Annotated in this window: 28 protein-coding genes and 1 pseudogene; 9 read left to right on the plus strand and 20 right to left on the minus strand. The window is 66.5% G+C overall.

Translation table 11 applies throughout. The features are described from left to right. Positions 1–11 precede the first annotated feature (11 nt). Entirely contained in the window at positions 12–551 is a 540-nt protein-coding gene (locus ABZ909_RS05845; protein WP_356996477.1) for an SRPBCC domain-containing protein, read from the minus strand. After that, entirely contained in the window at positions 548–859 is a 312-nt protein-coding gene (locus ABZ909_RS05850; protein ID WP_356996478.1) for a helix-turn-helix domain-containing protein, read from the minus strand. The genes ABZ909_RS05845 and ABZ909_RS05850 overlap by 4 nt, the downstream gene beginning before the upstream one ends. A gap of 75 nt (positions 860–934) precedes the next feature. Here ABZ909_RS05850 and ABZ909_RS05855 point away from each other — a divergent pair, with 75 nt between their 5' ends. Continuing rightward, entirely contained in the window at positions 935–1,279 is a 345-nt protein-coding gene (locus ABZ909_RS05855) for a hypothetical protein (protein ID WP_356996479.1), read from the plus strand. A 230-nt stretch (positions 1,280–1,509) separates the two neighbouring features. On the opposite strand, the gene ABZ909_RS05860 is transcribed toward ABZ909_RS05855, so the two are convergent. The 4 genes and pseudogenes from ABZ909_RS05860 to ABZ909_RS05875 form a co-directional block, all read right to left on the minus strand. Continuing rightward, entirely contained in the window at positions 1,510–2,127 is a 618-nt protein-coding gene (locus ABZ909_RS05860; RefSeq protein ID WP_356996857.1) for a DUF5753 domain-containing protein, read from the minus strand. Positions 2,128–2,169: 42 nt separating this feature from the next. Next, a pseudogene (locus ABZ909_RS05865) lies at positions 2,170–2,349 on the minus strand (helix-turn-helix transcriptional regulator); the annotation flags it as partial. Continuing rightward, the gene (locus ABZ909_RS05870) at positions 2,346–2,882 is read right to left on the minus strand and encodes a DUF6879 family protein (protein WP_356996480.1); all 537 of its coding nucleotides are present in this window, start codon (positions 2,880–2,882) and stop codon (positions 2,346–2,348) included. The gene ABZ909_RS05870 and the pseudogene ABZ909_RS05865, both read right to left, overlap by 4 nt. Then, complete coding sequence (locus tag ABZ909_RS05875) at positions 2,860–3,459, minus strand: hypothetical protein (protein ID WP_356996481.1); 600 nt, start codon at positions 3,457–3,459, stop codon at positions 2,860–2,862. Before ABZ909_RS05875 ends, ABZ909_RS05870 begins: the two co-directional genes overlap by 23 nt. A 183-nt stretch (positions 3,460–3,642) precedes the next feature. On the opposite strand from ABZ909_RS05875, the gene ABZ909_RS05880 reads away from it, so the two are divergent. Continuing rightward, the gene (locus ABZ909_RS05880) at positions 3,643–4,050 is read left to right on the plus strand and encodes a hypothetical protein (RefSeq protein ID WP_356996482.1); all 408 of its coding nucleotides are present in this window, start codon (positions 3,643–3,645) and stop codon (positions 4,048–4,050) included. On the opposite strand, the gene ABZ909_RS05885 is transcribed toward ABZ909_RS05880, so the two are convergent. The 3 genes from ABZ909_RS05885 to ABZ909_RS05895 form a co-directional block, all read right to left on the minus strand. After that, a complete protein-coding gene (locus tag ABZ909_RS05885) occupies positions 3,998–4,915 on the minus strand; it encodes an NADP-dependent oxidoreductase (protein ID WP_356996483.1) in 918 nt (305 codons plus the stop codon). The two genes, ABZ909_RS05880 and ABZ909_RS05885, sit on opposite strands and share 53 nt — an antisense overlap. 62 nt (positions 4,916–4,977) lie before the next feature. Then, positions 4,978–5,340: a hypothetical protein gene (locus ABZ909_RS05890; RefSeq protein ID WP_356996484.1), complete on the minus strand. Its 363-nt coding sequence runs from the start codon at positions 5,338–5,340 to the stop codon at positions 4,978–4,980. A 50-nt stretch (positions 5,341–5,390) separates the two neighbouring features. Continuing rightward, positions 5,391–6,086, minus strand: a complete 696-nt coding sequence (locus tag ABZ909_RS05895; RefSeq protein WP_356996485.1) for a TetR/AcrR family transcriptional regulator — start codon at positions 6,084–6,086, stop codon at positions 5,391–5,393. Between the two features lie 102 nt (positions 6,087–6,188). Between ABZ909_RS05895 and ABZ909_RS05900 the strand changes: the two genes are divergently transcribed. From ABZ909_RS05900 to ABZ909_RS05915, 4 genes are all read left to right on the plus strand, one after another. Next, positions 6,189–7,760: a succinic semialdehyde dehydrogenase gene (locus tag ABZ909_RS05900; RefSeq protein ID WP_356996486.1), complete on the plus strand. Its 1,572-nt coding sequence runs from the start codon at positions 6,189–6,191 to the stop codon at positions 7,758–7,760. 34 nt (positions 7,761–7,794) lie between these two features. After that, entirely contained in the window at positions 7,795–8,649 is an 855-nt protein-coding gene (locus ABZ909_RS05905) for an SDR family NAD(P)-dependent oxidoreductase (RefSeq protein ID WP_356996487.1), read from the plus strand. A 228-nt stretch (positions 8,650–8,877) separates the two neighbouring features. After that, complete coding sequence (locus ABZ909_RS05910) at positions 8,878–9,777, plus strand: phosphotransferase (RefSeq protein ID WP_356996488.1); 900 nt, start codon at positions 8,878–8,880, stop codon at positions 9,775–9,777. A gap of 219 nt (positions 9,778–9,996) precedes the next feature. Beyond that, positions 9,997–10,410, plus strand: coding sequence for a VOC family protein (locus ABZ909_RS05915; RefSeq protein ID WP_356996489.1), 414 nt, complete (start codon positions 9,997–9,999; stop codon positions 10,408–10,410). A 112-nt stretch (positions 10,411–10,522) separates the two neighbouring features. Here the strand turns inward: ABZ909_RS05915 and ABZ909_RS05920 are convergent, their stop codons facing one another. Next, complete coding sequence (locus ABZ909_RS05920; RefSeq protein ID WP_356996490.1) at positions 10,523–11,554, minus strand: alcohol dehydrogenase catalytic domain-containing protein; 1,032 nt, start codon at positions 11,552–11,554, stop codon at positions 10,523–10,525. Positions 11,555–11,665: 111 nt separating this feature from the next. Continuing rightward, positions 11,666–12,064 carry a VOC family protein gene (locus ABZ909_RS05925; RefSeq protein WP_356996491.1) on the minus strand — a complete coding sequence of 133 codons (399 nt, stop codon included), beginning with the start codon at positions 12,062–12,064 and terminating at the stop codon, positions 11,666–11,668. Between the two features lie 105 nt (positions 12,065–12,169). Here ABZ909_RS05925 and ABZ909_RS05930 point away from each other — a divergent pair, with 105 nt between their 5' ends. Then, complete coding sequence (locus ABZ909_RS05930; RefSeq protein ID WP_356996492.1) at positions 12,170–13,165, plus strand: YafY family protein; 996 nt, start codon at positions 12,170–12,172, stop codon at positions 13,163–13,165. Positions 13,166–13,399: 234 nt separating this feature from the next. On the opposite strand, the gene ABZ909_RS05935 is transcribed toward ABZ909_RS05930, so the two are convergent. The 6 genes from ABZ909_RS05935 to ABZ909_RS05960 all read right to left on the minus strand — a co-directional run bounded on the left by ABZ909_RS05935 (position 13,400) and on the right by ABZ909_RS05960 (position 20,385). After that, positions 13,400–13,747: a VOC family protein gene (locus ABZ909_RS05935; RefSeq protein ID WP_356996493.1), complete on the minus strand. Its 348-nt coding sequence runs from the start codon at positions 13,745–13,747 to the stop codon at positions 13,400–13,402. Between the two features lie 27 nt (positions 13,748–13,774). Beyond that, positions 13,775–15,259, minus strand: coding sequence for a DHA2 family efflux MFS transporter permease subunit (locus ABZ909_RS05940; protein ID WP_356996494.1), 1,485 nt, complete (start codon positions 15,257–15,259; stop codon positions 13,775–13,777). 42 nt (positions 15,260–15,301) lie between these two features. Further along, the gene (locus ABZ909_RS05945; protein WP_356996495.1) at positions 15,302–15,454 is read right to left on the minus strand and encodes a CopG family transcriptional regulator; all 153 of its coding nucleotides are present in this window, start codon (positions 15,452–15,454) and stop codon (positions 15,302–15,304) included. 359 nt (positions 15,455–15,813) lie between these two features. Beyond that, on the minus strand, positions 15,814–15,975 hold the full coding sequence (locus tag ABZ909_RS05950; protein WP_356996496.1) for a hypothetical protein: 162 nt from the start codon (positions 15,973–15,975) through the stop codon (positions 15,814–15,816). A 4-nt stretch (positions 15,976–15,979) separates the two neighbouring features. After that, entirely contained in the window at positions 15,980–19,243 is a 3,264-nt protein-coding gene (locus ABZ909_RS05955; RefSeq protein ID WP_356996497.1) for a protein kinase, read from the minus strand. A 485-nt stretch (positions 19,244–19,728) separates the two neighbouring features. After that, on the minus strand, positions 19,729–20,385 hold the full coding sequence (locus tag ABZ909_RS05960) for an MBL fold metallo-hydrolase (RefSeq protein ID WP_356996498.1): 657 nt from the start codon (positions 20,383–20,385) through the stop codon (positions 19,729–19,731). A 165-nt stretch (positions 20,386–20,550) separates the two neighbouring features. Here ABZ909_RS05960 and ABZ909_RS05965 point away from each other — a divergent pair, with 165 nt between their 5' ends. Then, on the plus strand, positions 20,551–21,414 hold the full coding sequence (locus ABZ909_RS05965) for an alpha/beta hydrolase (protein ID WP_356996499.1): 864 nt from the start codon (positions 20,551–20,553) through the stop codon (positions 21,412–21,414). Between the two features lie 513 nt (positions 21,415–21,927). Beyond that, entirely contained in the window at positions 21,928–22,665 is a 738-nt protein-coding gene (locus ABZ909_RS05970) for an alpha/beta hydrolase (protein WP_356996500.1), read from the plus strand. A 10-nt stretch (positions 22,666–22,675) separates the two neighbouring features. Here ABZ909_RS05970 and ABZ909_RS05975 read toward each other — a convergent pair whose 3' ends face one another. The 3 genes from ABZ909_RS05975 to ABZ909_RS05985 all read right to left on the minus strand — a co-directional run bounded on the left by ABZ909_RS05975 (position 22,676) and on the right by ABZ909_RS05985 (position 23,751). Continuing rightward, positions 22,676–22,876 carry a hypothetical protein gene (locus ABZ909_RS05975; protein WP_356996501.1) on the minus strand — a complete coding sequence of 67 codons (201 nt, stop codon included), beginning with the start codon at positions 22,874–22,876 and terminating at the stop codon, positions 22,676–22,678. Positions 22,877–23,087: 211 nt separating this feature from the next. Continuing rightward, a complete protein-coding gene (locus ABZ909_RS05980) occupies positions 23,088–23,402 on the minus strand; it encodes a hypothetical protein (protein WP_356996502.1) in 315 nt (104 codons plus the stop codon). Continuing rightward, positions 23,380–23,751, minus strand: a complete 372-nt coding sequence (locus tag ABZ909_RS05985; protein WP_356996503.1) for a hypothetical protein — start codon at positions 23,749–23,751, stop codon at positions 23,380–23,382. The genes ABZ909_RS05980 and ABZ909_RS05985 overlap by 23 nt, the downstream gene beginning before the upstream one ends. Between the last annotated feature and the right edge of the window lie 26 nt (positions 23,752–23,777).

Genomic DNA, 23,777 nt, shown 5'->3' on the forward strand with positions numbered 1-23,777 from the left:
AGCTCAGGTGATCAGCTCTTCCGGGTGGGGCGACTGACGGGCAGTGACCGCCCCGTCTCCAGCAGGGATTTCAGGTCGCTGAGCATGAACGGGTAGCCGCCGCCGAAGCCTTCCGATTCCAGATCGCCGGAGGCGATGATCGAGATGAGCGGGGCGCCGGCCACATCGTGGATGACGGTCAGGGCGCAGGTGCCGTCGCCGCGATCACGAATCTCGTATCGCAGATAGGTTTCCGGCTGTGCGGCAAGGCTCTCATCGCCCAGGAAACGGATGCGGGCACCCCACGACACCGGCGGATCGTAGTCGGTGACCGTGCCGCGGATGATGACCTCCGGCTCGCTGTCGATCGGACGAGGTCCGGAGGGAGCGAACACCGTGAAGGCACCACCGACCCGAGGTTCGATCACGCTGCGGCCGCCGAATCCGTAGCGCACGGTCCAGTCGGGATCGGTCACGGCTTGCCAGATCCGCATGGCCGGTGCGGCGATGATCACGCGATGGATCTGTGTCGTCTCCGGGCGCGCACGCGAGAGGACGTCCTCGAAGCTCACGATTCCAGGTCCTTCTTCAGATCGGCCAGCGCGGAGAGTTGTTGCTCGGTGAATTTGTCGATCCATCGATCGTGAATCAGCCGGATCGGCACGGGATTGAGGTAGTGCAACTTCTTTCGCCCGCTGCGGACCGCCGTCACCAAGCCCGCTTCCTCGAGCAGGCGGAGGTGCTTGCTGATGCCGAAGCGGGTCATTTCCAGCCCCGATTCCAGCTCGGTCAGCGTCTGGCCGTCTTTGGTGAACAACGCGTCCAGGAGATGCCGTCGGGTGCGATCGGCCAGCGCCTTGAACACCACGTCCTCGTCCACGCCCCCACTCTATACGAGACCAATCGGTCACATGATCGTTGACATGTGACCATTTGGTCACCTATCGTCGGAAACATGAAGCGCTACATAGTTCTCTATCTCGCACCCCTCTCGGTCGCCGAACGATTCGCCCAGGCCACACCTGCGGAAGCCGCGAAAGGCATGCGGCTGTGGGCGGATTGGAGCAACCGGATCGGCGCCGGCCTCGTCGACGCGGGCAAACCCCTCGGCAATGCGCGCCGCATCACGCCGGCCGGTATCACCGAGACCGACAGTGGAGTGATCGGAATGTCCATCCTCCAGGCCACCTGCATGGACGAGGCGCTGGAAATGGTCGACGATCACCACCACCTGCACTGGGCCGAGCAGTGCGAAATCGTCGTCCTCGAAGAACAACCCATTCCCGAGCTGCAGCACTGAAACAGTGAGCTGACCGAGCCGATCAGTGCTTCAGCCGCACTCGGGTACGTGGATGGTCACGGTGTCGGCGGTGCGACGGCCGGCTCGGTGTTCGGCGAGTCCCATTTTGCGGCGATGGGTTTCGTGGCCGCATGCCGCGCCGGGCGGCGAGTTCGGGCTGGGCGGTGTGGCGTGCCGGGCCCACCATCTGCCGACCTGGTGGTGGCCGAGCCTCGCCTCGAGGGGCGCAGCTAGACGGCGCGACGGCTTCGTATGGCTGCGTTGATCAGTTCGCGAGCCGAACGGCCGTAGACCGCTTGCGCTTGCAATGCTTTCCACACGCGCTCGTACAAGGTCAGCTCGGTGGCCGTGACGACCGTCAGTTCGGCGCTCACGGTTTCGATCAGCGCGAGGCGATTGTCGAAGAGGTCGAATGATGTTGTGATGTAGGTGAATTCGGCCTCCTTCGGGACGATTCCGAAGAGCACGCGCGGCATGTCGAACGCTGAATCGAGCAGGTATTGAAGCTGATCCACCATCACAGCGGAGTTTGCGACCGTCGTGTACAGGGCCGACTCATCGGCCAGCAGATTGAATCGGTGTCGCGGCTTCTGGAGTACTTGCTTGCGTTCCATCCGAGCGGAGACGGCCTCGTCGAGGTCGTCCGGAGTGCCCAGGAACCGAATGCACTGGGCCAGAACGGCACGTGCGTAGTTCTCGGTCTGCAATAGGCCGGGGAGAACGACTGGCGCATAGGTCCGTTGGAGTGCGGCGCGGCTCTCGATTTCGACCTGTCGGCGCTGTCGGCGACTGTGCCCCGCTGCGGCGATCCGCTTCCACTCGGACCACTGCGCCTGGACATTGCGCAAGGTGGCAAGCAGATCGGGCAGCGTGAGGCGGGCGTCGCAGATCTCGCACCAGGTTTCGAGATCCGACTCGCTGGGCGTCTGCCTACCGAGCTCGATACGACTGGTCTTGGACTTGTGCCATCCGGCTGCGGAGCTGAGCTGGACAGCGTCGAGGCGAGCATCCTTACGGAGCTCTCGCAGACGCGCGCCCAGCGCAACACGTGCGCGCAAAACCTCGGTCACGTCGTGGCACGTCCCAGGTACTGGGCGTAGGGAGTTGCGATCCGCCAGACACGGTCTCGGATCGCGACCGTATTCGCAACGAGGACCGGATCCTGGGTGACTGCGCCGCCGATCCAGACCCCGCCTGCATCGAACAGGCTGTAGACGACCGTGCGGTCGTCGAGTAGCCAGAAATCCTCGGTGATCGCGTCGTTGGATGCCGCCACGTTCCGGGGCAGATAGCGCACGTCCTCGCCTGCCTCGACGTTGTAGCGGGTGAGGGCGAGCAGATAACGGGTATATGCCGTGTGGGACCGGGTGACGATACGCGCCCGCTGGACGCCCACTCCGCGGCCGACCATGCGACGGACCTGGTCGGTCCACGGGGTGAACCAGTCGCCGCCGGGGTCGATGGACTCGTCGGCGAGAAATGCTCTCAGCGAGTCGGTTTCGGTCTCGGCGAGGTAGTCATCGTGCGTTTCGAGGTGGAATGCGCGGGTCTTCACCTCGTCGAGCAACCGGTCGAAATCTTCACCCCCGAGGACCTGGCGCATCGGGGGTCACCTCCTGCGCGATGGGGACCTCGACTGCCGTTTCATGGCTGGGGATCTTCATGATCTCCAGGGCTTCCGGATCGGTTATCGGGGTTCCGGACAATAGGAACGTCCCGTGGCCGGTGTCCCGGAGACCAGCGATGCAGGTGCCGGGACGAACATGCACGAGCAGTCGGTGAGGGATCTCGATTCGGTTGGCGCGCATCGTCTTCCAGCCCTGCACGGCGAACGTGTTGCGATCGGTCAGATACAGGCGCGGCGATCCTTGTCCCCCGGAGGGGCCGCCGAGAAACTCAACATGCATGGCGAGAACCTTGCTCGAGTGGTTGCGTGTGAGGCCCTCGGATTTTCCCAGCTCCCTGCGATGGCGGTCAATGAACTGCGCAACTTGGCGCAACTCTCTGGCCTCGCGGCCCTGCGCGGCCCTACTTTCGATGGTGCGAGCCGCAAGCGGAATCGCGTTCGCTGCCGACGAGTCCCGTATCGATGAGTCGTGAGGGGTGCATATGGCGCTGACAGAACCAGAGGCAAAGGTATTGGGAGCGTTGGCCGCGCTGGGCGTGATGGAATCGGTCACGGTCGAACGGTTGTGCGTGAGTACGGGTCTTGCCGAGACGTCGACGCGCCGTGCGTTACTGCACCTGTTACGGGCGGGCCTCGTGATGAGTGCGTCGGCTGGACCGGCCCGATGGCGTGCGACGGACCGCGGTCGGGCCGCGATCAGGCGGCCGGGCTATCGCGAATACGCGGGGACGCAACCATGACCGACTACGCAATCGGATACCTGCGCCGAGACGTATCGGGTGTGAACTGGCAGCGGGACGAGGCACGAATCCACGCCGCCGCCGACGAACGGAATTGGACCGTGATCCTCGTCGTGCTAGCCGATCCGATACGTCAGGGCGCAGCGATCAACCGCCTGATGAACCTTGCCTACGCCGAGGGGGTCGACGCGGTAATCGCGCCGAGTCTCGCCCATTTCGAGTCCGGGGACATCTCGGCGTTGGTCAAGATCGCCGACGTGGTCTGCGCCGATACCGGCAACCGGTACACGGCCCCCACGGATGCGACGGGAGACGCCGACGATCCGGTATCGATCGTGATCGGCGAGCGGTTCAGGGCTGGAGGATCATTCGGCCGGGAAGGCCGCCGGCGGCCTTGGCGCTGAAGGCTTTTACTGCTTCTTCGAGGGGGTAGACGGCGCCGACCTGGGGGCGGAGGTGGCCCTCGTCGATGAGGCGGGCGAGTTCGGTCAGTTGAGCGCGGTTGGATTCCTGGACGAAGACGACCTTGCGGATGTCGTCGCGGTCGGTGGGGAATTCGGCGGCTGCCTTGATGGTGATGAGGGTGCCGTTGGGGCGGAGCAGGATCGATGAACCGGTGAGGACGTCGCCGCCGATCGTGTCGACCACCAGGTCGGCTCGACCTGCGGCGTCGGCCAGTTGCTCGGTGTCCAGGGCGAGATAGCGGTCGGCGCCGAGTTCGGTGGCGAGCGAACGGGAGTGCTCGCGGCCGGTTCCGATGACGTGCGCGCCTGCCCAGTGCGCGAGCTGGACGGCCATCGAGCCGACCGCGCCGCCCGCACCGTGGATGACGACGGTCTGGCCCTTTTCGAGGCGCCCATGGTCGAAGAGGGATTGCCAGGCGGTGAGCCCGGCACGCGGGACCGCCGCCGCCTGGATGTGGTCCAGGGTGCGGGGTTTGCGTGCGATATTGCGGGCTTCGACGGCGACGTACTCGGCGGCCGCGCCGTTGCGCAGCTGGTCGGTGAGGCCGAAAACCTCGTCGCCGACGGCGAACCCGGCGCTGCCGTAGCCGAGCCCGGCGATCACACCCGAGACCTCGTTGCCGGGAATGACCGAGTCCCGCGGGTGGCCGGCGCGGCAGTTCCAGATGGGCCAGTCCAGTTCGTTGTGCGTGATACCGCACGCTTCGACCTTGATCAGGACGTCGCAGAGACCGGGTTTCGCGTCGGGGACATCCTCGTAGACCAGTCCGTCGATGCCGGGCTCGCGGGTGCGAATAGCCTTCATACTCAGCTCTTTTCGTTGTACCAACGAAATCGACGATAGGACGGGATGATGCGCGGTGTCGGCTAATTTCCTGGGAATTCGACGGCCGGATCCTGATCCGAGCCGAGCAGGAAGTGGCCCAGGAACACGACGTCCTCGTCGAGTGCGTCGAACTGGGCGATGCGCACCGCTTCCGGCTCGAAGAACACATCGCCCGGCCGCAGCACGACCAGCGGTTCGCCCTCGATCCGGTAGGCCACCGAGCCGGACACGATGCTGCCCACCACGGGACCATTGTGCGTGTGCAGGCCGGCCGCCGTGCCCGCGGGCATGGAGATGCGGCGGGTCTGGATGCGGTCGGTGTGCTTGGCGGGCGTCACCGTGACGTCCTGGACGATGGCGCGGGTGACGGCCGAGAAGGATTGGGGCGGCGTGGTTTCCGGCATGCGCGGAGCCTAGCCCCGAGGCGGCATTGTTGGCTAACCGGCTGGACAGGTTAGTCCTGGGTGGATTCGAACAACCCCGGAATGGTGAGCGCGTATTCGACATCCGCGCGCGTGCCGAGCATGGTGAGCACCCCGCGGATCATGGTCAGCCGGGCCGCATCGATGGTGGCCTGATCGGGTTCGCCGTGCGGTGCGTCCGCGGAGATGCGGTAGACGACGAATTCGCAGGTCTGCAGTGCGGTATCGAGGTCGAGATCGGTGGGTGCGGGCCGCCCCAGGCCGGTGATCTTGGCGCGCACCAGGACCCGGATGTCGTCGATGGCCTGCACGCGATAGGCCGACACCGGCGAGCCCGGATCGTGCAGCTCGGCGAACAGTGGCGCCAGCATCGGGCCGTGACCGCCCGCCCAGTGCAGATACGCCTCGATCATATTGATGCCGAGTTCGACGGGTTGCTCGCTGCGTTCCAGCGCGGACCGGATGCCGCCGACCAGATCCTCGTTGGAGACCGTGAGCACCGCGTGCAGCGGCTCGACGGCGTTGGCGAAATAGCGGTAGAACGTGGGCCGCGCCAGCCCGGCCTTCTCGATGATCCGTGCCACGCTCAGTCCGCGCGAACCCTGCTCGGCGAACACCTCGGCGGTAGCCAGCACGATACGGGCGCGCACCTGGTCGGCCTGCTTCTCCGTCTGCGGCGGGCGGCCGCGGCGGGCCGGGGCGCCCTCGCCCGCTGGAGGGCTTGACATGGTGTGTGTCACGTCCATTAATCTAACACCAGTGTTCATGTAACACCGATGTTCAGTTAATAATGGATTTCACCCGCACCCGACTCCTCGAGAGGGCGACCAATGACGACTGCCCCGCAGCTCGCCGCCGCCGATGCGCTGCCTTTTGACCTGGTCCAGCGCCTGCTCGGCCACGCCGTCGCGGGCGGAGCGCCCTCGGTGGAGGTGTTCGCGCCCGCCACCGGCGCCAAGATCACCGACCTGCCGCAGTCCTCGGTCACCGATATCGAGGCCGCCTTCGCCACCGCGCGCGCCGCGCAGCAAGAGTGGGCGAAGGTAGCGGTCGGGGAGCGGGCCGCACTGCTCGGCCGCATCCACGACCTGGTGCTCGCCGAGCAGGACACCATCCTCGACATCATCCAGCTCGAGACCGGCAAGTCCCGGGTGCATGCCTTCGACGAGGTCTCCGACGTCGCGGTGAACACCCGCTACTACGCCGCCGAGGGCAAATCGATTCTGGCGCACCGCAAGCCGCGCGGCGTCATGCCGGTCCTCACCCAGGTGGAGGTGCGCAACCGGCCCAAGGGGGTGGTCGCGGTCATCTCGCCGTGGAACTACCCGCTCGCGCTGGGCGCCTCCGACGCGCTGCCCGCGCTACTGGCCGGCAATGCCGTCATCGGGCGGCCGGACAACCAGACCGCGCTGACCCTGCTCTGGGCCATAGATATCGCCGAGCGCGCCGGTCTGCCCAAGGGCCTGTGGCAGGCGGTGCTCGGGCGGGGCGCGGTGGTCGGCACCGAGGTCATCGCGCGCGCCGACTACGTGGACTACACCGGATCCAGCGCCACCGGCCGCACCATTGCCCAGCAGGCCGGGGAGCGGCTCATCGGGTATTCGCTCGAGCTCGGCGGCAAGAACCCGCTGCTGGTGCTCGCGGACGCCGACGTCTCGTCCGCCGCCAAGATCGCGGTGCGGGCCTGCTTCGCCTCGGCCGGGCAGCTGTGCGAATCGATCGAGCGAATCTATGTGCACGACACGGTATACGACCGGTTCATCACCGAATTCGTGGCCCACACAAAGAAACTGGGCCTCGGCCGGACCCTCGACTACAGCTACGAGATCGGGTCGCTGACCTTCCCGCGTCAGATCGACACCGTCAGCAAGCACGTCGACGACGCGGTCGCCAAGGGCGCGACGGTCCTCGCCGGCGGTAAGGCGCGACCGGACCTCGGCCCCTACTTCTACGAGCCCACCGTTCTCGCGGGCGTGCGCGAGGGCATGACCGTCTACCGCGAAGAAACCTTCGGACCGGTCGTGTCGGTCTACCGTGTGTCCAGCGACGACGAAGCCGTCGCCCAGGCCAACGACACCGCCTACGGCCTCAATGCCAGTGTGTGGAGCCGAGATATCGCCCACGGCCGCGAGGTCGCCGCGCGGGTGCGTGCCGGATCGGTGAACGTGAACGAGGGTTTCATCGCCGCGTGGGGCTCGGTGGCCGCGCCCTCGGGCGGGCTCGGCATCTCCGGCACCGGCCGCCGGCACGGGCCCGAGGGCCTGCTGAAGTACATCGACACCCAGACCATCGCGGTGCAGCGGGTGCTGCCCATCGCGCCGCTGCCGGGCATGTCCGAACAGCTGTGGGCCAAGACGATGACGCTCTACCTGGGCGTCATGAAAACACTGCGGCAGAAGTGATTCCGTAGATCATTCGACAGGGGTACAGCGGGGTATGAAGACCGTAGCGGGCAAGAAGATCCTGGTCACCGGGGCGGCTATGGGCCTGGGCAAGTCGTTCGCGCAGCGCGCGGTGGCCGAGCAGGCCGCCGACGTGGTGCTGTGGGACGTCAACGAGCGGGCGCTCGAGGAGACCGCGGCCGAGCTGGCGGCGCTGGGCGGCAGCCGGATTCACCACTATGTGGTGGACGTGTCCGACCGCGACGCCATCGCCGAGGCGGGCGCGGCCGTGCGCGCCGAGGTCGGCGGAATCGACGTGCTGGTCAACAATGCGGGCATCGTGCGCGGCAACGGGTACTTCTGGGAGACCGGCAATCGTGCCGACATCGACAAGACCATGGCGATCAATTCGCTTGCGCCCATGTACATCGCGCTCGAATTCCTGCCCGCCATGGTGGCGAACAAGGGCGTCGAGGGCCGCGTGCTGAACATCGCCTCCTCCGCCGGGTTGGTGGCCAATCCCCGCATGAGCGTCTACGCGGCCTCCAAGTGGGCGGCGCTGGGCTGGTCGGACTCGGTACGCCTGGAGCTCGAGCAGTCCGGCAACGAGCACGTGAAGTTCACCACGGTCTGCCCGACCTACATCAACACCGGAATGTTCGACGGCGCCAAGGGCTTCTGGTTCACTCCGATCCTGGACCAGGAGGAAGTCGTCGACACCTCCTGGACCGAGATGAAGAAGGGCTCCGCCCTGGTCGTCCTACCCTGGACCTCCCGCCTCAACCGCGCCATCTCCGGGCTGCTACCGCTCAAGGTCCGCGACTTCTACCTCAACACGGTGGGCGTCTACCACTCCATGGACGAATTCACCGGCCGCAAGAGCGATTCGAGCCGGATCGGCGCAAAGTGAACGAATCGATCCAGCCGGGGCCGGTGCCGCAGAATCCGCGGCACCGGCCCCGTGCCGTTCCCTGGTCGGGAATGACGAAACCATGACCGACGTTGTGACGGGGTGACGCCCTTGCTCGACTCGCCCTATCGTGCATGCATGCAGATCTCGGCTCGAGAGTGCGCTTCCGGCAAAGGATATTTCGTGGCCGCCGACGCGGTGGGCGCGGCCGAACGATGAGATGGTGCGATGGACACCCAACTCCCTGAGACAGAGACCGTGGCCGACCTCCTCGGCCACTACCTTCCCGGTTGCCGGATCGATTCACTCAGAATTCTCGGCGAAGGACAGGACAATACGTCCTATGAGATCAACGGTGAATTGATCCTCCGATTCAGCAAGCAGGACAACTCGGATCGCCGCGCCGAACTGGTGCTCGGCGAAGCACGGCTGCTCACCGCGATCGCGACGATATCTCCGGTACCGGTCCCCACACTGGTCTTCGTCGCTCCCGAGTCAGGATGTCTGGCCTACCCCAAACTCGGCGGTCGGCCGATCATCGACCTGCCGTCCGACCTCAGGATCACCCACACCGCAACGATTGCCGCCACCGTGGGCGAGGTACTGTCCGCACTGCACACCATGCCGGAGCAGGTCGGTGACCTCGTCGAGATCGACGTTCAGCCAATGCAAGCCTGGCTGGCCGAGGCCGCGGACACCTACGCCGATCTCACCACCGCCATACCGGCGAGCCACCGTCGCGCGGCCGAAGCCTTCCTCGCCGCACCACCTCCGCCCGAGTGCGGTCACACCGTGTTCTCCCACAATGACCTGGGTATCGAACACATCCTCTTCGATCCTCGTGTTGCCCGCGTCACGGGCATCATCGACTGGAGCGACGCAGCGTTGGTAGACCCCGCCTACGACTTCGGACTCCTTTACCGCGACCTCGGATCCACCGCCCTGGACATCGCGGTCGACACCTACCGAACCCGCATCCCGCAGAGCGAAGAAATCCACGCCCGCGCCCAGTTCTACGCCCGCTGCAGCGTTTTCGAAGACCTCGCCTACGCACTCCGCACCGGGCACACCACATACCTCGACAAAAGCCTCGATTCCCTGCAATGGCTGTTCCCCGCCAGCCACTGACCAATGCCAGCTCAGAAATATCCGCATACCCAGAATGCCGACTCTATATCCATGGCGAGTGAGGTTCTCATGCCTGCCGCACACTCGTACTGGCCGAAGCGGCCATAGCGAGTGTGCCGGTGGCCGGAACCTGGTGCGGTACCGAACGTCCGTTACTGCTTGCGGGCTCAGTGGCGATCGAACCAGCGGGTAGGACAGCGATGTGTAAGCATCGGTGCCATGTCGATCTCAGTGGAATCCATCGCTCATATCCGCCTCACGGTCTGCGACATCGAGCGATCACGGTCCTTCTACGAGAGGGTTTTCGGATGGCCTGTGGCGCTGGAGATTCCGGCCGACGCCGATGCTGAAACACGGCAGCGGCTCAGTTTCCTCTACGGCGGAGTGATCTACCGCATGGAGCACGGATTGCTCGGGTTGCGTCCCGCCGGTACCGATCGCTTCGACGAGAACCGCGTCGGGCTCGACCATCTCGCGTTCTCGGTCGGGTCCCTGGCCGCCCTGGAGGCCGCCGCCGCACACCTCGATGCCTGCGGTGTAGTGCGCGGGGACATCAAGGACATTGGCGTCAGCTACATCCTGGAGTTCCGAGACCCTGACAACATCGCGCTGGAGTTGATCGCTTCGAAATAGGGCCAACGGGACGCCTCGACATCCGGCGGGACGGCCAGGCTGCACGACCGTCCCTGGGCGCTGACCGAACATCCTGTGATGGCGCATCGCGCGCTGACCGAATCCGCCGATCTCAGTAGGTGATCACGGCGCGGGACCGCACAGCGCCGCTGGCCACGCGTTCGTAGGCGTCGGCGGCGTTCGCCAGCGGGTAGGTCTCGACCATCGGTGTCACCGTGCCGGTGGCGACGAATTCGAGTGCCTGGGTGAGGTATTCGAAGCCGCCGTGGGTCGCGCCGATGATCTGGTTGCGGTTGACCACGAAATTGATGCCGGTCTCGGGCGGCGGAATGATGAAGTCGGTATCGTGCGGCAGACCGACCAGCACCATCCGCCCTTCCGGTCGCAACCCGTGCATGCTGTCCATGGCCGCGCGGTTGGAGTTGCCCGTCATCAGGATGACGTCCGCGCCGCCCATCGCTTTCAGTTCCTCGCCGTTGGAAACCACGTCGTCCGCACCCAGTTTCCGTGCCAGTGTCTGCTTGTCCGGTGAATGCGTGATCGCGATCGTCTCGAACCCGGCCGCCTTCGCATACTGCACCGCCATGTGTCCGAGCCCACCGATACCCAGCACGGCGACCCGCTCGTGCGGCTGCGGATTGCCCGCGCACAACGCACTCCACGTGGTGTAGCCGGCGCAGGCGACCGGGGCGGCCAGCTCGAAAGACAAACCCTGCGGCAACAACACCGTGGCAGCCTCGGGCGCGGCGAGATACTCGGCATGCCCGCCCTGGACGCTGAACCCGCTGGTTTTGGGTGCGGCGCAGCTCAATCCGGCCACCCCGGTGACCGGCTTGTTGCGCCGACAGTACTCACACCGGCCGCACGTCTGCAGAATCCAGGTCGTCGCGACCCGGTCGCCGACCACTCGCGAGTGCACGCCCTCGCCCACCGCGACGATCTCGCCGACCGTCTCGTGCCCGACGACCCCGGGCACGCCCGTCGGGATCACCCCGGTGGTGGACCAGATGTCGGTGTAGCAGATACCGCTGGCCCGCACCCGGATCAGTACCTCGCCGGGACCCGGTTCCGGCCTGGGCAGTTCGCGCACCTCCCAGTTCGCATCGACCGCCGGTACGTAGGCGGCCCGCATCGTCGCTGTCATTTCCGTCATGGTCGTGAATGCTGTCCGGCGGTGCTGGCATCGCGCTGTCAGCCACTGCCAGCGGGCGCCTCACAGGTCCCCGCTGTGCACGCACATGTCGACGAGCGGATGTCAGCGGGCAAATTTTGCGATGGCCTGCGCGGTGACCGGGGTGAAGAGATTGATCAGGTTGCCGTCGGGGTCGCGAATCAGCAATGACCGATTCCCCCACGGCATCGTGGTGGGCTCGTTGACGAAATCGTCGACTGTTCCCCGCAACCGCCGGTAGTGGGCATCGACGTCGGGGACCAGGAACTCGATGATCGCGGTGTGGTTGTCGGCTGGGCGCGCGCTGTCGGCCGCGAACAATGCGACGGTGCGGGTGCTTCCGATCGCGAGGGTGCCGGCCGGTGTGACGATTTCGGCGAAATCCGGTGTCGCCCAGGTAGCTTCGACACCGGTGAGGTGCTGATAGAAGCCGACCAGCCGTTGGATGTGGCCTGTGATCAGACGGATCGAGACGAGATTCATCGCGTACTCCCTGTTGTTGGCTGGGGCGGAGGTTGCATCGCCCGCAGGCCACGTTAGATCCGATACCGGACAGTTTCCGCCCGGTATGGATGCGAGAATTTCCTGATGACACGCCCCACCGCCCGAGTGCTGGCCCTCCTCGAGCTGTTGCAGACCGGCGGCACCCATACCGTCGGCGAACTCGCCGGACGGCTCGGCGTCGATGAACGCACCGTCAGGCGATACGTCACCCATCTCACCGACCTGGATATCCCCGTTCGATCGGTGCGGGGCCGCTACGGGGGATACCGGCTCGCCCCGGGGTACCGAATGCCGCCGCTGATGCTGACCGATGACGAAGCGGTGGCCGTATTGCTCGGACTCCTCACCAGCCGCGGCGTCGGCCGATCGACAACCGCCGCCCACGCGGCCGACAGCGCTACGGCCAAACTCCGTCGCGTCCTGCCTCCGCATCTGACGGCCCGTCTGGACGCACTGATGAACACCGCCGAATTCACGGCCGACGCCCGCTCGGAGGTGGCCGTCGAGACCGCCGTCCTCCTCCGGCTCGCCGAGGCCACCGGCGAGCGCCGACCGGTCGCGATCGGTTATACCGACCGGAATGGGCGCCGCAGTGAGCGGACCGTACACCCATACGGGCTCGTCGCCCACTCCGGCCGGTGGTACCTGACGGGGATGGACAGCAAAAGCGACGAACTACGTCAGTTCCGGCTCGACCGCATCACCGCGGTGACCACACTGCCCGGAACGTTCGCTCCGCCAGCCGGATTCGAGCCGACCGCGCATCTGCTGTCCGCACTGGCCACGGCGCCCTATCGGCACGAGGTATCGATCCGAGTTCAGGGCACCCGCGCCCAGGTCGGCCCCCTGCTCCCCGCGACGATCGCGACCGTGCACGAGATCGACTCACCGTCCGCTGACGCCCACCCGTGGGTCCGGGTCCGAATCCGAGCCGAACAGCTCGACTGGATTCCCCCCGTCCTGGCCGGTCTGAATCGGCCGTTCGTCATCGAACACCCCGACATACTCAACGACGCCGTGCGCGCCCTGGCCCGCCGACTCACGGCAGCCGCCGACGGTCGATCCGAAGCCCACCGGTAGAGCCTGGGGCCACGCAGTGCGAACGTGCGGGAATAGCGCTACTCGCGCTGTTCCGGCCGGCCGGCGCGCAGCGTCGGAAGCCCAACGGGCCGAGCGCCGTACGGCCTTCGGCAATGCACGCACCGATTACCGGATGGCCGGGCGAGCCTGGGCCGTCACCCGTAGGGCTCCGGCCTGATCTCGGCGGGCAGTGGCAAGTCATGGACCCGAGGTCCCGGCCAAGAGGTCTTCCGCCTAGTCGTTCTTCAGCGGAGACGACAGTGTCCAGGTCCGTCCATCGGGATCGCGGATGATCATCTCCCGGGTGCCGTAGTGGGTGTCGTCGGCCGGGGACACCACGTCGATGTCGGGGTCGACGCGCAGCTCGTCCAGGTTGTGTACGCCGAGGACGCACTGCATCCCGGGTTCCCTGCTTTCGGGCACCTCCGCGATGAAGATGGCGGGGCCGGTCGTGTTCCGGAGCTGGCCGGAGTTGTGCCCGGTGTCGAATTCCAGTTCGTAGCCCAGCGATTGGAAGAACTTCGCCGCCTTGCCCCAGTTGTGGGTCTCGAGGAAGATCATTTCGATACCGTTGGTGCTCATGGTTTTTCTCCTTCTGTGCTGAATATTTCAGTTGCGGTCATTCGAATTGCCTGACAGGACGGTGAGTTCGGTAGGCGCCGCGCCGCCGGGCGTTGGCGTCGAACCGGTGAACAGCGCCGCGGCGAGCGCGCCGACCACCAAGGCGGCGGCCGGGAGGATCATCGCCTGACCGAGGGCCGTGCTGAACCGGTCCAGCACCGCGGGCGGCAGGTGTCCGGCGACACCGGTGGACAGGGCCCCATCGCCAAGTCCGGCGGCGGCCATGCGGGCGGAAATCAGCGCGGCGACGGCCGCGCTGCCCAGTACCGAGCCCAGTTGGCGGGTGGTGTTGTACACACCGGCGCCGGCCCCGGCCTGGTGCATCGGCAGATTGCGGGTGGCGACCGAGGCCAGTGACGCCCAGATGCAGGAATTCGCCAGCCCGGCAACCACACCCGCCACCAGGAACACCGCGATCGGCGAGCTCGGCCGCATCGCGGCGGCGATTCCGAAAACCGACGCGGCGAACAGCGCGAAACCGACGGTGGGCACGACCCGCGGCGGCACCCGATCGGAGACCTTGCCGATCAGCGGTCCGGTGACCGCGGTGACGATGGCCATCGGGGCCAAGACCAGCGCCGACCGCATCGGCGACAAGTCGCGCACCGCCTGGAGGTAGAAGTACCACGGGGTCATCATCGAAGTGACCGCCACGCCCATGGCCGTGACCGCGACATTCGACAGCGCGAAGTTGCGATCACGGAACAACCGCAACGGCACCAACGGTTCGTCGGCCGTGCGCGCCTGACTTCTCACGAACAGCGCCGAAATCGCCAGTCCCGCAGCGATCATGGCCCAGGTCGTGCCGTTCCAGTGCCGGCCGTTGCCTTCCTGAAGGCCGAACACCAGCAGGAACATGCCTGCCGCCGACAGTGCGACGCCGACCCGGTCGAACCGATGCGGATGCGTTTCCAGCGTGGGTACCAGCCGCCACGCCAGCGCGAAGGCGACGACCCCGATCGGCACGTTGATGTAGAAGATCCAGCTCCACCCCAACTGGCCGACCAGCACCCCGCCCAGGATCGGGCCGACCAGCATGGCCAGGCCGGCCACCGCACCCCACAGCCCCATGGCGGCGCCACGCCGGTCCGGCGGAAAGGTGCGGGTGATGACGGCCATGGTCTGCGGCGTCATCATGGACGCACCGAGACCCTGCACGGCGCGGGCCGCGATGAGCATCTCGATGCTGCCGGACCTCGCGCACCACAGCGAAGCCGCGGTGAACACCGCCAGACCGGTCAGATAGATCTTCTTGGGGCCCAGGCGATCTCCGAGTCTCCCGGTCACCAGCAGGGGCACCGCGTAGGTGAGCAGGTAGGCGCTGGTCACCCAGATGACCTGGGTGATATCGGCGTGCAGGTCCCGCATGATGATCGGGTTGGCCACCGAGACGATGGTCGAGTCCAGCAGGATCATGAAGAATCCGATGATCAGCGCGCCCAGCGCCGGCCACGGATTGCGTTGTGCAGTCACAGGTTTCCAATCCCGGTGTCGATGCGACCGAAGGTCAGGTCTTCAGCGTCCGGTGTCTTCAGCGAGGTATGCCCGCAAGGCCTCTTCGACCAGAGCCGACAGCGACAGGCCCGTGTCGATCGAGCGGAACTTGACCTGCTTGATCAGCTCGACCGGCAGATACACGTTGAACTGTTTGACATTCTTCTCGCCCACAGGGCGATGCTAGCATGCTAGCAACCTAGTGATCTAGTGCGATCGTTTGCGGACTGTCATCGCATCTACAGCATCGGCACCACGACGAAGAGGTGCGCATACAGGTCGAGCGTCAGGGTCGCGGTCTTGTGCACGAGGGCGGGGTGTGCCGGAGTCCATGCGGCGCAACGCCGCCCACGTCAGCCACCTTGGCAGCCCGATCGAAGGCCCAGCGAAACTCGCCGAGCGGCAGTGGGCTGCCCTTGCGACTTTCGGACACCCGCGCGTCCGGATCGCGGTCGGCGGACAGCGCGGGGGCACGGAAGATCAACGGGCTTACGGACGTTCGTCTGCCGGGATGCGCGACGCAGCGCCCATGTCTACGCTCGACAACGGAAAGTCTTGTGGGCCAGCACCTTCGAATCACGATCGCAGACCACGATCATCTGCTTGCGGTCGGCGAGATCGATTCCCACGCGCAGCTGCCGAATGCAGCGCGTCTTGTTGGTCTGTTGAACCCGGTGCGCCTCAGCAGCGGGCACGCGATCAGCTCTCGTGCCGGGTCGCGTCCACGATCCACGCTGCGATCTGGGCGCGAGAGGTGAACCCGAGCTTGGACAGGATGTGCTCGACGTGGGCATCAGCGGTGCGCTGGGAGATCACCAGCCGGGATGCAATCTGTTTGTTGGTGAGCCCTTCGGCGACCAGGTCCGCCACCTGGCGTTCACGTTTGGTCAATGTCGTCCCGCTGACGGGTGGTGTGCCGGCCGGTTGTTCTTCGTTCAGCGCGTAGGCGACCGCGGCGTTGACTCTCATTGCCTGGCCGCGTCGCCACGCCGCATCGAAGCGCGCTTCACCGAGCGCGCGACGCACAATACGCTCGCAGTCGAGGTGGGCCTCGACCATCTGCGGGAAGTAGATCGCCGCGCCGGGGGAGGTCTGCATCATGTTTGCCGCAGCGCCCATCAGCACGGCGGCTCGTTGGGCGTCGGTGCCGGCCGCGATCCACGCCAGCACTTCGAGATCGAGCGCCGCGACGATCAGGCTGCGCATGCGCTGGTTGAGCCGTAGCGATTCCCGCAGTACATCCTGTGCGCGGGAGCTCTCACCCTGCTGCCACGCCGCGATCCCGGTCATCCCCAGAGCGGTCGACCGGAACAACAACTCGCCGCACGCTTCGGTGATGGACAGGATCCGCTGATGGCATTCGGCTGCCCGTCCGATGTCGCCCTGCTGCGCGTGCGCCACACCGAGCAACAGCAACGCCGCAACGTGCAGACATCCTCGCGGGTCGGAGCTCAGCACCTCGATGGCTCGGTTGATACACGACACCGCGCGCGCAGGCTCCTCGAGATAGAGAGCCAGATCGCCCTCCGCATAGGCGATCAGCGCCTGATTCATGGGCGTGGGATCGCGCTCCGCGAGCACACGCCCCTGCGCGAGCAGGGCGGCTGACGTCTGGAGGTCCCATTGCCGCGTGGCCATGAAGATGCTGGCGTGCAGCGCCCGGATCCGGTCGGTTGTCGAACGTGCGCAGGGATGGGCCAGGGCGCGGTCGAGCCAGCGGCGGCCTTCACCGAACAAGCCACGGAAACTCCAGAATACGAAGGAGGCCGCGCTGATGCGCAGCGCCGCTTCGGCTGACTGCTCGGTCGGGTCGGACATGCAGAATTCGAGTACTGCACGGATGTTCCCCTGCTCGCGGTCGAGCCGGGACATCCAGTCGAGTTGCCGGTCGCTGATCCAGTCGGCCTCGGCATCGAGCACCAGCTGTCGGTACCAGTCCCGGTGCCGACGCCGCAGATCCTCGTCCGCACCGGCCTCCCGCAGCTTGTCCTGCCCGTAGTCCCGTACGGTGTCGAGCATCCGGAAGCGGACCGCACCCGCGGGTTCTTCCCTGATCACAACCGATTTGTCCACCAGCCAGGACAGCACATCGAGCAGCTCTGCCGCCTCGGTATCGGCACCGCATACGGCCTCGACGGCGTCGAGTTCGAAACCGCCGGCGAACACCGACAACCGGGCCCACAGCCGCTGCTCGGCCGGGGTGCACAGCTGATAGCTCCAGTCGACGCACCATCGCAGGGCTTGCTGCCGTGTCGGCGCGGTGCGGTGGCCCCGGGTGAGCAGCGCGAACCGGTCGGTGAGCCGCTGCAGAATCTGGTCCGGCGACATAGTGCGCATCCGGGCCGCCGCGAGTTCTATCGCCAGTGGCAACCCGTCCAGCCGGGAACAGATCCCGGCCACCGCGGCCATGTTCTCCTCGGTCAGCGCGAAGCCGGGCACGACTGCTGCGGCGCGATCGGCGAACAGCATCACCGCATCGTATTTGCGCAGCTCTCGCAGCGTCGGCTCGCGGCCGGCGGCAGGAATGCTCAGCGGCGACAGCCGCCGCACCGCTTCTCCGCCGATATCCAGCGGCTCGCGGCTGGTGACCAGGATCCGCAACCCCGGACACGCCGACAACAACGTCTCGGCCAGGCTTGCCATCGACTTGGCAACCTGCTCGCAGTTGTCCACGACGAGCAGGGTTTCACGGGATCGCAGAAACTCGACCAGCGTGTCGTCGACCGGCCGGGCCGAATCGGCCCGCACGCCCAGCGCGGCAGCGACGATGGGAGCCACCAGCGACGGATCACGCACGTCGGCCAGATCGATCGCCCACACCCCATCGGCGAAATCGCGTCGGACAGCCGAGGCCGCCCGCATCGCCAGTCGGGTCTTGCCCACGCCGCCCATCCCGGCCAGCGTCACCAGCCTCGACACGGTCAGCAGATGCTTGAGCTCGGTCAGCTCGGCACGCCTGTTGACGAAGCTGGTCAACTCGGGCAGCAGGTTGCCGCTGCGTCCCATGGTTCGTGACGAGGTCGGCGGACGGTTCTGCGGCTCGTGGTCGCCGCCGGCGGCGGGGTCGCTGCGGGGGGCCATCTCGCCAGCTGGGTAGCCGCAGCGTTGCTGCACCTGCCGGATGGCCTCGCCGAGTTCCGCTGCGGAGGGCCGCTGCTCGGGATCGCGGTGCATCGCCGATTCCACGACGGTGCACACCTCGGCGGGGAAGCCGCTATCGCGCAGGTCCGACACCGGCCCCTGGCTGATCCGCACAAACTGGGCCACCAGTTGCTCGCCGCTGCGCCGCTCGTAGGCGGCATGCCCGGTCAGCGCACAGAACAAGGTGGCACCGAGCCCGTAGACATCGGCGGCGGGAGTCGGAGTGTGGCCCTCGAGCACCTCCGGCGCGGTGAACGCCGGCGATGCCGTCACAATGTCGGCAGCCGTTTCGAACCCGCCGGGGATGCGCGCGATTCCGAAGTCGGTGAGGGCAGGTTCACCGTAATCGGTGAACAGAATATTGCCCGGCTTCACATCGCGATGCACGATGCCCAGCCGATGCGCGCTCTCGAGCGCCCCGGCGATTCCGGCCCCGATCCGCAGCACGTCGGCCACCGGAAGCGGACCGTGCCGCCGGATCCGCGCATCCAGCGAGTCCGACGGGTAATACGGCATGACCAGATAGGGCCGTCCGCCGCTGGTGACACCGGCCTCCAGCACGGTGGCGATATTGGGATGCCCGGTCAGCCGGCCCATCGCCCGCTGCTCCCGCACGAACCGCGCCCGGTTCTCCTCGTCCAGTTCCCCGGTCAGGACCTTCACCGCAACCGTGCGATTCAACTCCACCTGCCGACAGCGGTAAACCGCACCGAAACCGCCGCAACCGATCTCTTCGGCGTCCTCGAAGCCGACCGCACGCAACTCCTCCGCTACCGTCATGCTCACGTCACGGCGGGTACGGTTCGCGGCGTCGTCGATCATCAGCCGCGCGCAATCCTCTCGGTATGGCTGTGAGCACCGGACATGATCAACTCACCTTTCGACGGTGCCCAGCCTATCGCCCATGACGAGCGGACATCCAGCTATTCGGTGGATGCGGCACGGCCGTACACGCGTGCCACCGCGCCGACCGCGAACACCGGGAAGCAATCCCATGGCGTCGATATCCGAGGCCCTCACCACCGCCCTGGTACACCGCGACCACGTTTCGCCGCTGGTGGCGGCAAGGCAGCCGACAACCATGATGTTGCATGGCAATCCTGACCCGGTTGGCGTGCGGACCGCTGTGGTGCCGTGGCTACTGGAACCGGACCCGCCGACGCGGCGCCTTGGTAGATCAGCGGGCCGTATGCATCTGAGGTCGGACGAACACGCTACTGCCGATTCAGGGTGTCTTCGCCCGGATGGGGGCTGCGCCGAGTTGTGTCGAAACTGTGCACCACGCGGACGCCACGCAGGGTGGTTCGTTACCAGCCGCGCTGTCGCCACTCCGCAAGGTGAGGGCGCTCCGCGCCGAGAGTTGTGTCATTGCCGTGCCCCGGATAGACCCAGGTTTCGTCGGGAAGTTGACCGAACAGTTTGGTCTCGACGTCGTCGATAAGGCTGGCGAACGCTCGGGGGTCGTTGTGGGTGTTGCCGACGCCCCCGGGGAAGAGGCAGTCACCGGTGAACACGTGCGGGTGCCCATGGGGATCGTCGTAGACGAGAGCAATACTGCCGGGAGTATGACCGACAAGGTGACGTGCGGTGAGTTCCACACGCCCGACCCTGATGACGTCACCGTCCTCGACGGGGACATCTGTCGACACGGGAATGCCTTCGGCGTCGTAGCGCCCGGCATAGGTACGGGCACCGGTGACATCGACGACCTCCGAGAGAGCACCCCAATGATCGGCATGTTGATGGGTGGTGACGACCGAGGCTATACCGGAGTCACCGATCAAAGTCAGCAGTGTCTTGGGCTCCGCCGCGGCATCGATCAGCAACTGTTCGTCCGTGGCGCGGCAACGGAGCAGATAAGCGTTGTTGTTCATGGGGCCGACGGCAACCTTTGAAATCACCAGGTCGGTCAGCTCGTGCACATCGGCGGGACCGCCGACCTCTACCACCCCGGAATACGTCATGGGAGCAGTGTAGGGCGAGCCCGGCAGCGGAAACGGGGACCGCAGCCTGACGCGCATCGATGTCAGGGCGTCCGCAGTGGTGTACACGATTTCGGCTGCACCGATGACTTTCGGGTGAATGCGTCGTCGATGCCTGTGGATATACCGACAGACAGGAGCGCGGGCATGACGAGACCGTTTCGAAGTGGCATGACGTTGGTTCGGGCGAACGGTGTGGACCTCGGCATCGAGAGCTTCGGCCGCGAGGACGATCCGCTGATCCTGCTGGTCGGCGGCCCAACAATGTTGTCGTGGCCCGACGCCCTGTGCGAGCGGCTCGCGTCGGGCGGGCGACGCGTGGTCCGCTACGACCTGCGCGACTCCGGCGCGTCGACGACCCTCGACCCGCAGAATCCGGGTTACGACCTGCGAGACCTCGCCACGGACGCGGCCGCGCTGGTCGAGGTCCTCGGTGCCGGGACCGCCCATCTCGGTGGGGTCGGCGTCGGCGGTATGGTCGCTCAGGTCGCCGCGCTGGACCACCCGGAAGCGTGCTCCGCACTGACCCTCGTCGGCACCCGGCCGGTAGCGCCGGGCCCGGCCGACGAGGACTTACCGGACCACGACCCCGCGGTCATGGCCGCGCTGTTCTCCCGCTCGCTGCCGGACTGGACCGACCGGGATGCCGTCGCGGCGTTCGCTGCCGAGGGAGCCGAGCCGAGGGGCGACGATCCGGAGGAGGTGCGGGCGAGGGCGGCCCGCATCTGGGACCGGACGCCGTCGAGCGATCCCGCGGTGCACCAGGCGAACCAGCTCGCGATGGTGTTCTCCCGGATCGACTGCGCCCCGCGATGGCGGGAGCGGCTCGGCGAGCTCGGCATGCCCGCGCTTGTGGTGCACGGTCGCGCCGATTCGTTCTTCCCGGTCGGCAACGGCGAGGTCCTCGCCGCCGAGATCCCCGTAGCGCGATTGCTCATCCTCGACGACATGGGCACCGCCCTGCGGACCGCAGCAGCCGACCAGGTCGCCGCCGCCATGCTCGCCCTCTGACCACTCGGCTGAACGTGCTGGACTGCGAACGCTCAGTTGCCCGACCGCACTCGAACTACATCCTTTCGCACCTACACGGCCTCGGCCTCCTGACATCTCAACCCCAATCACCCTCGCCCGCACCGGAGTTCGACTCTTTCACCACTGAGTCGCGGCGACTGCCGAGGCCCATCGATCGCAATCGTCCGCTCATGGCAGCGGTGAGCAGCCGCAACCCCGCGCCGACCGAACCGGCCGGCGCGGAACCTCGGAAGATCTATGGCCGCGAGCGATCCGACGCTGGCCGAACGCGTGCACATGCCGATGAGCGTGCTGTTTGCTTCGGTCTCGTCCGGGCAAAAACCTGTTTGGCGGACCACGGCGACCACTGATACCTTTCCGGAGGCCGTGCAAGAGAACGAGGAGGTGGTACCCGTGAACGCAGTATCGACATGGGTGCTCCCCTCCGGGGTCACGGTCGGGCGATAGGTCGTCCGGGAGCGCCGTTCACAAGCACTCCCGAAAGGCACGACCGTGCAATTCACTTCCGAACAGCGTCTCGACGACGGCAGCGTCCTCAAGCGCGAATTCACCCTCGGCGAGATCCCCGGCATCCTGTGGACGCCCGGATCCGTATCCACACCGGTGCCGCTGATCCTGGTCAGCCCCCCTCCCCTCGGGCTGCGCAAGGCGTACCCGCGACTGCTGGCCCGGGCCCGGCACGCCGTGGCGGAGGGCTACGCCGTGGCCACCATCGAGCTCCCCTGGAGCGGTGACCGGCCCCGTTCGGCCGCAGCCGATCAGGCCCTCACCGACCTGCACCGGGCGCTGGCGGCCGGCGGGCCGGTCGACGACGAGATTGTCGACCGGCTCATCCTCCCGCTGGTCGACAAGGCGGTCCCGGAATGGCGGGCCACCCTGGACGCCCTCCTCGCGCTGCCCGAGATCGGCGGCCCGGTCGGGTATTCGGGAGGGGTGATCTCCATCGGCACCCGGTTGGCGGTGGTCGAGCCGCGCATCGCGGCCGCCGTTCTGTTCGCCGGTAGTTTCGTGCCCCGCGCCATACTCGAGGAGGCCCGGCAGGTCGCCATTCCGCTGCATGTTCTGCTGCAGTGGGACGACGAAGGCAACGACCGGCAGATGGCCCTGGACCTGTTCGATGCCTTCGGCAGCAAGGAGAAGACCCTGCACGCCAATATGGGCGGACACACCGGCGTCCCGCAGTTCGCGGGGGACGAAGGGAACCGGTTCTTCGCCCGGCACCTGAAGTGAGGCCGGCCCGTCAGGCCGGCAGCAGACGATAGGAGCTGTCGGCCAAGATGCCGCTTATCGAGGACAGGTCCCGGCCCTCCTCGACAGCGGTAGCCAGCAGATGCACCACCGCCCCGATCGCGGCGGTACCGGCCATCGGCGGTACCGGCCGGTCGGGGCGGCGCGTCTCCGGATCGACGTCGGAGAAGGTCCCGCCGGTGTTCGGGGTCATGACGCACAATGGTCGGCGACCACGGCAGTCGATGCACCGTGATGCTGCTGGCCGAAGCGGCCAGCGCGGGCCCTCGGAAGATCTACGGGCGGGCGGCATCTCGGGCGGATGACCGACCGAGGGCAGTGCGCGGCACTGCCGATGATGCTCGTTCGCGTCTGCCGCATTTGAAAAGAGATGGCCGAAGCCGCTCGTCGATGTGTCCAGAGCCTCAGTTCACGGGCACGGTGTGGTGGTCGATGACGTCCTCGATCGGTTGGATGGCGGCAGTTTGGTTCGAGGGTTCTGCGCCGTCGAGGATGGTGTCGAGGATGGGGGCGCGGTCGAGGGTGGCGGGGAGGCGGTGGGATTCGCGAGCGCTGACGATGACCGCGTGCAGCACGGTTGCGTAGACGCGGGAGCGGGGGACGGTCAAGCGCCGGCCGTGGCGTTCACGGTCGCGCAGACGGGTTTCGATGGTGTCGAGGACGTCCTGGATGACCTGGATCTCGATCAGGTCTGGATCATCGCAGGGCATGGCGACCACCGAAAAGCAGTGTGCTGTAGCCGAATACCGCGGCGCGTAGCAGAGTGAACAGGGATCTGCGTCGGGTCGGCGGTGTTCGCGCCGCACGGGGATCGAGGATCATACGCCCGGATGCGACCAGGGCGGTGCGCGCCCGCCCTCGCACCAGGCAGGTGTCGACTCCGCATTCGAGATGCAGTTGCATCGCGATATGCGCTTGTGCGGCAGTCAGTTTGCCGGGATCGGAGTAGCACGACCACAGCCCGCGAACGGAATAGCCGACCGCGGCGGGCTCGTCGGCGGTCTGACGGTTCTCTCGTTCGATGCGGTCGATGATCGCCTGCACGGACCACGGATTATTGCTGGGCATTGCCACCTACCTGTGTGCCGTCGTTG

The sequence above is a fragment of the Nocardia sp. NPDC046763 genome (genome assembly GCF_040645495.1).
Lineage (GTDB): Bacteria > Actinomycetota > Actinomycetes > Mycobacteriales > Mycobacteriaceae > Nocardia.

Bases quoted from the DNA above. Each gene is read 5' to 3' on its own strand.
- ABZ909_RS05855 (WP_356996479.1), top strand. From the start codon at position 935: ATGAAGCGCTACATAGTTCTCTATCTCGCACCCCTCTCGGTCGCCGAA.
- ABZ909_RS05870 (WP_356996480.1), bottom strand. From the start codon at position 2,882: ATGCGCCAGGTCCTCGGGGGTGAAGATTTCGACCGGTTGCTCGACGAG.
- ABZ909_RS05880 (WP_356996482.1), top strand. From the start codon at position 3,643: ATGACCGACTACGCAATCGGATACCTGCGCCGAGACGTATCGGGTGTG.
- ABZ909_RS05885 (WP_356996483.1), bottom strand. From the start codon at position 4,915: ATGAAGGCTATTCGCACCCGCGAGCCCGGCATCGACGGACTGGTCTAC.
- ABZ909_RS05890 (WP_356996484.1), bottom strand. From the start codon at position 5,340: ATGCCGGAAACCACGCCGCCCCAATCCTTCTCGGCCGTCACCCGCGCC.
- ABZ909_RS05895 (WP_356996485.1), bottom strand. From the start codon at position 6,086: ATGTCAAGCCCTCCAGCGGGCGAGGGCGCCCCGGCCCGCCGCGGCCGC.
- ABZ909_RS05900 (WP_356996486.1), top strand. From the start codon at position 6,189: ATGACGACTGCCCCGCAGCTCGCCGCCGCCGATGCGCTGCCTTTTGAC.
- ABZ909_RS05905 (WP_356996487.1), top strand. From the start codon at position 7,795: ATGAAGACCGTAGCGGGCAAGAAGATCCTGGTCACCGGGGCGGCTATG.
- ABZ909_RS05910 (WP_356996488.1), top strand. From the start codon at position 8,878: ATGGACACCCAACTCCCTGAGACAGAGACCGTGGCCGACCTCCTCGGC.
- ABZ909_RS05915 (WP_356996489.1), top strand. From the start codon at position 9,997: ATGTCGATCTCAGTGGAATCCATCGCTCATATCCGCCTCACGGTCTGC.
- ABZ909_RS05920 (WP_356996490.1), bottom strand. From the start codon at position 11,554: ATGACAGCGACGATGCGGGCCGCCTACGTACCGGCGGTCGATGCGAAC.
- ABZ909_RS05925 (WP_356996491.1), bottom strand. From the start codon at position 12,064: ATGAATCTCGTCTCGATCCGTCTGATCACAGGCCACATCCAACGGCTG.
- ABZ909_RS05930 (WP_356996492.1), top strand. From the start codon at position 12,170: ATGACACGCCCCACCGCCCGAGTGCTGGCCCTCCTCGAGCTGTTGCAG.
- ABZ909_RS05935 (WP_356996493.1), bottom strand. From the start codon at position 13,747: ATGAGCACCAACGGTATCGAAATGATCTTCCTCGAGACCCACAACTGG.
- ABZ909_RS05955 (WP_356996497.1), bottom strand. From the start codon at position 19,243: ATGATCGACGACGCCGCGAACCGTACCCGCCGTGACGTGAGCATGACG.
- ABZ909_RS05960 (WP_356996498.1), bottom strand. From the start codon at position 20,385: ATGACGTATTCCGGGGTGGTAGAGGTCGGCGGTCCCGCCGATGTGCAC.
- ABZ909_RS05965 (WP_356996499.1), top strand. From the start codon at position 20,551: ATGACGAGACCGTTTCGAAGTGGCATGACGTTGGTTCGGGCGAACGGT.
- ABZ909_RS05975 (WP_356996501.1), bottom strand. From the start codon at position 22,876: ATGACCCCGAACACCGGCGGGACCTTCTCCGACGTCGATCCGGAGACG.
- ABZ909_RS05985 (WP_356996503.1), bottom strand. From the start codon at position 23,751: ATGCCCAGCAATAATCCGTGGTCCGTGCAGGCGATCATCGACCGCATC.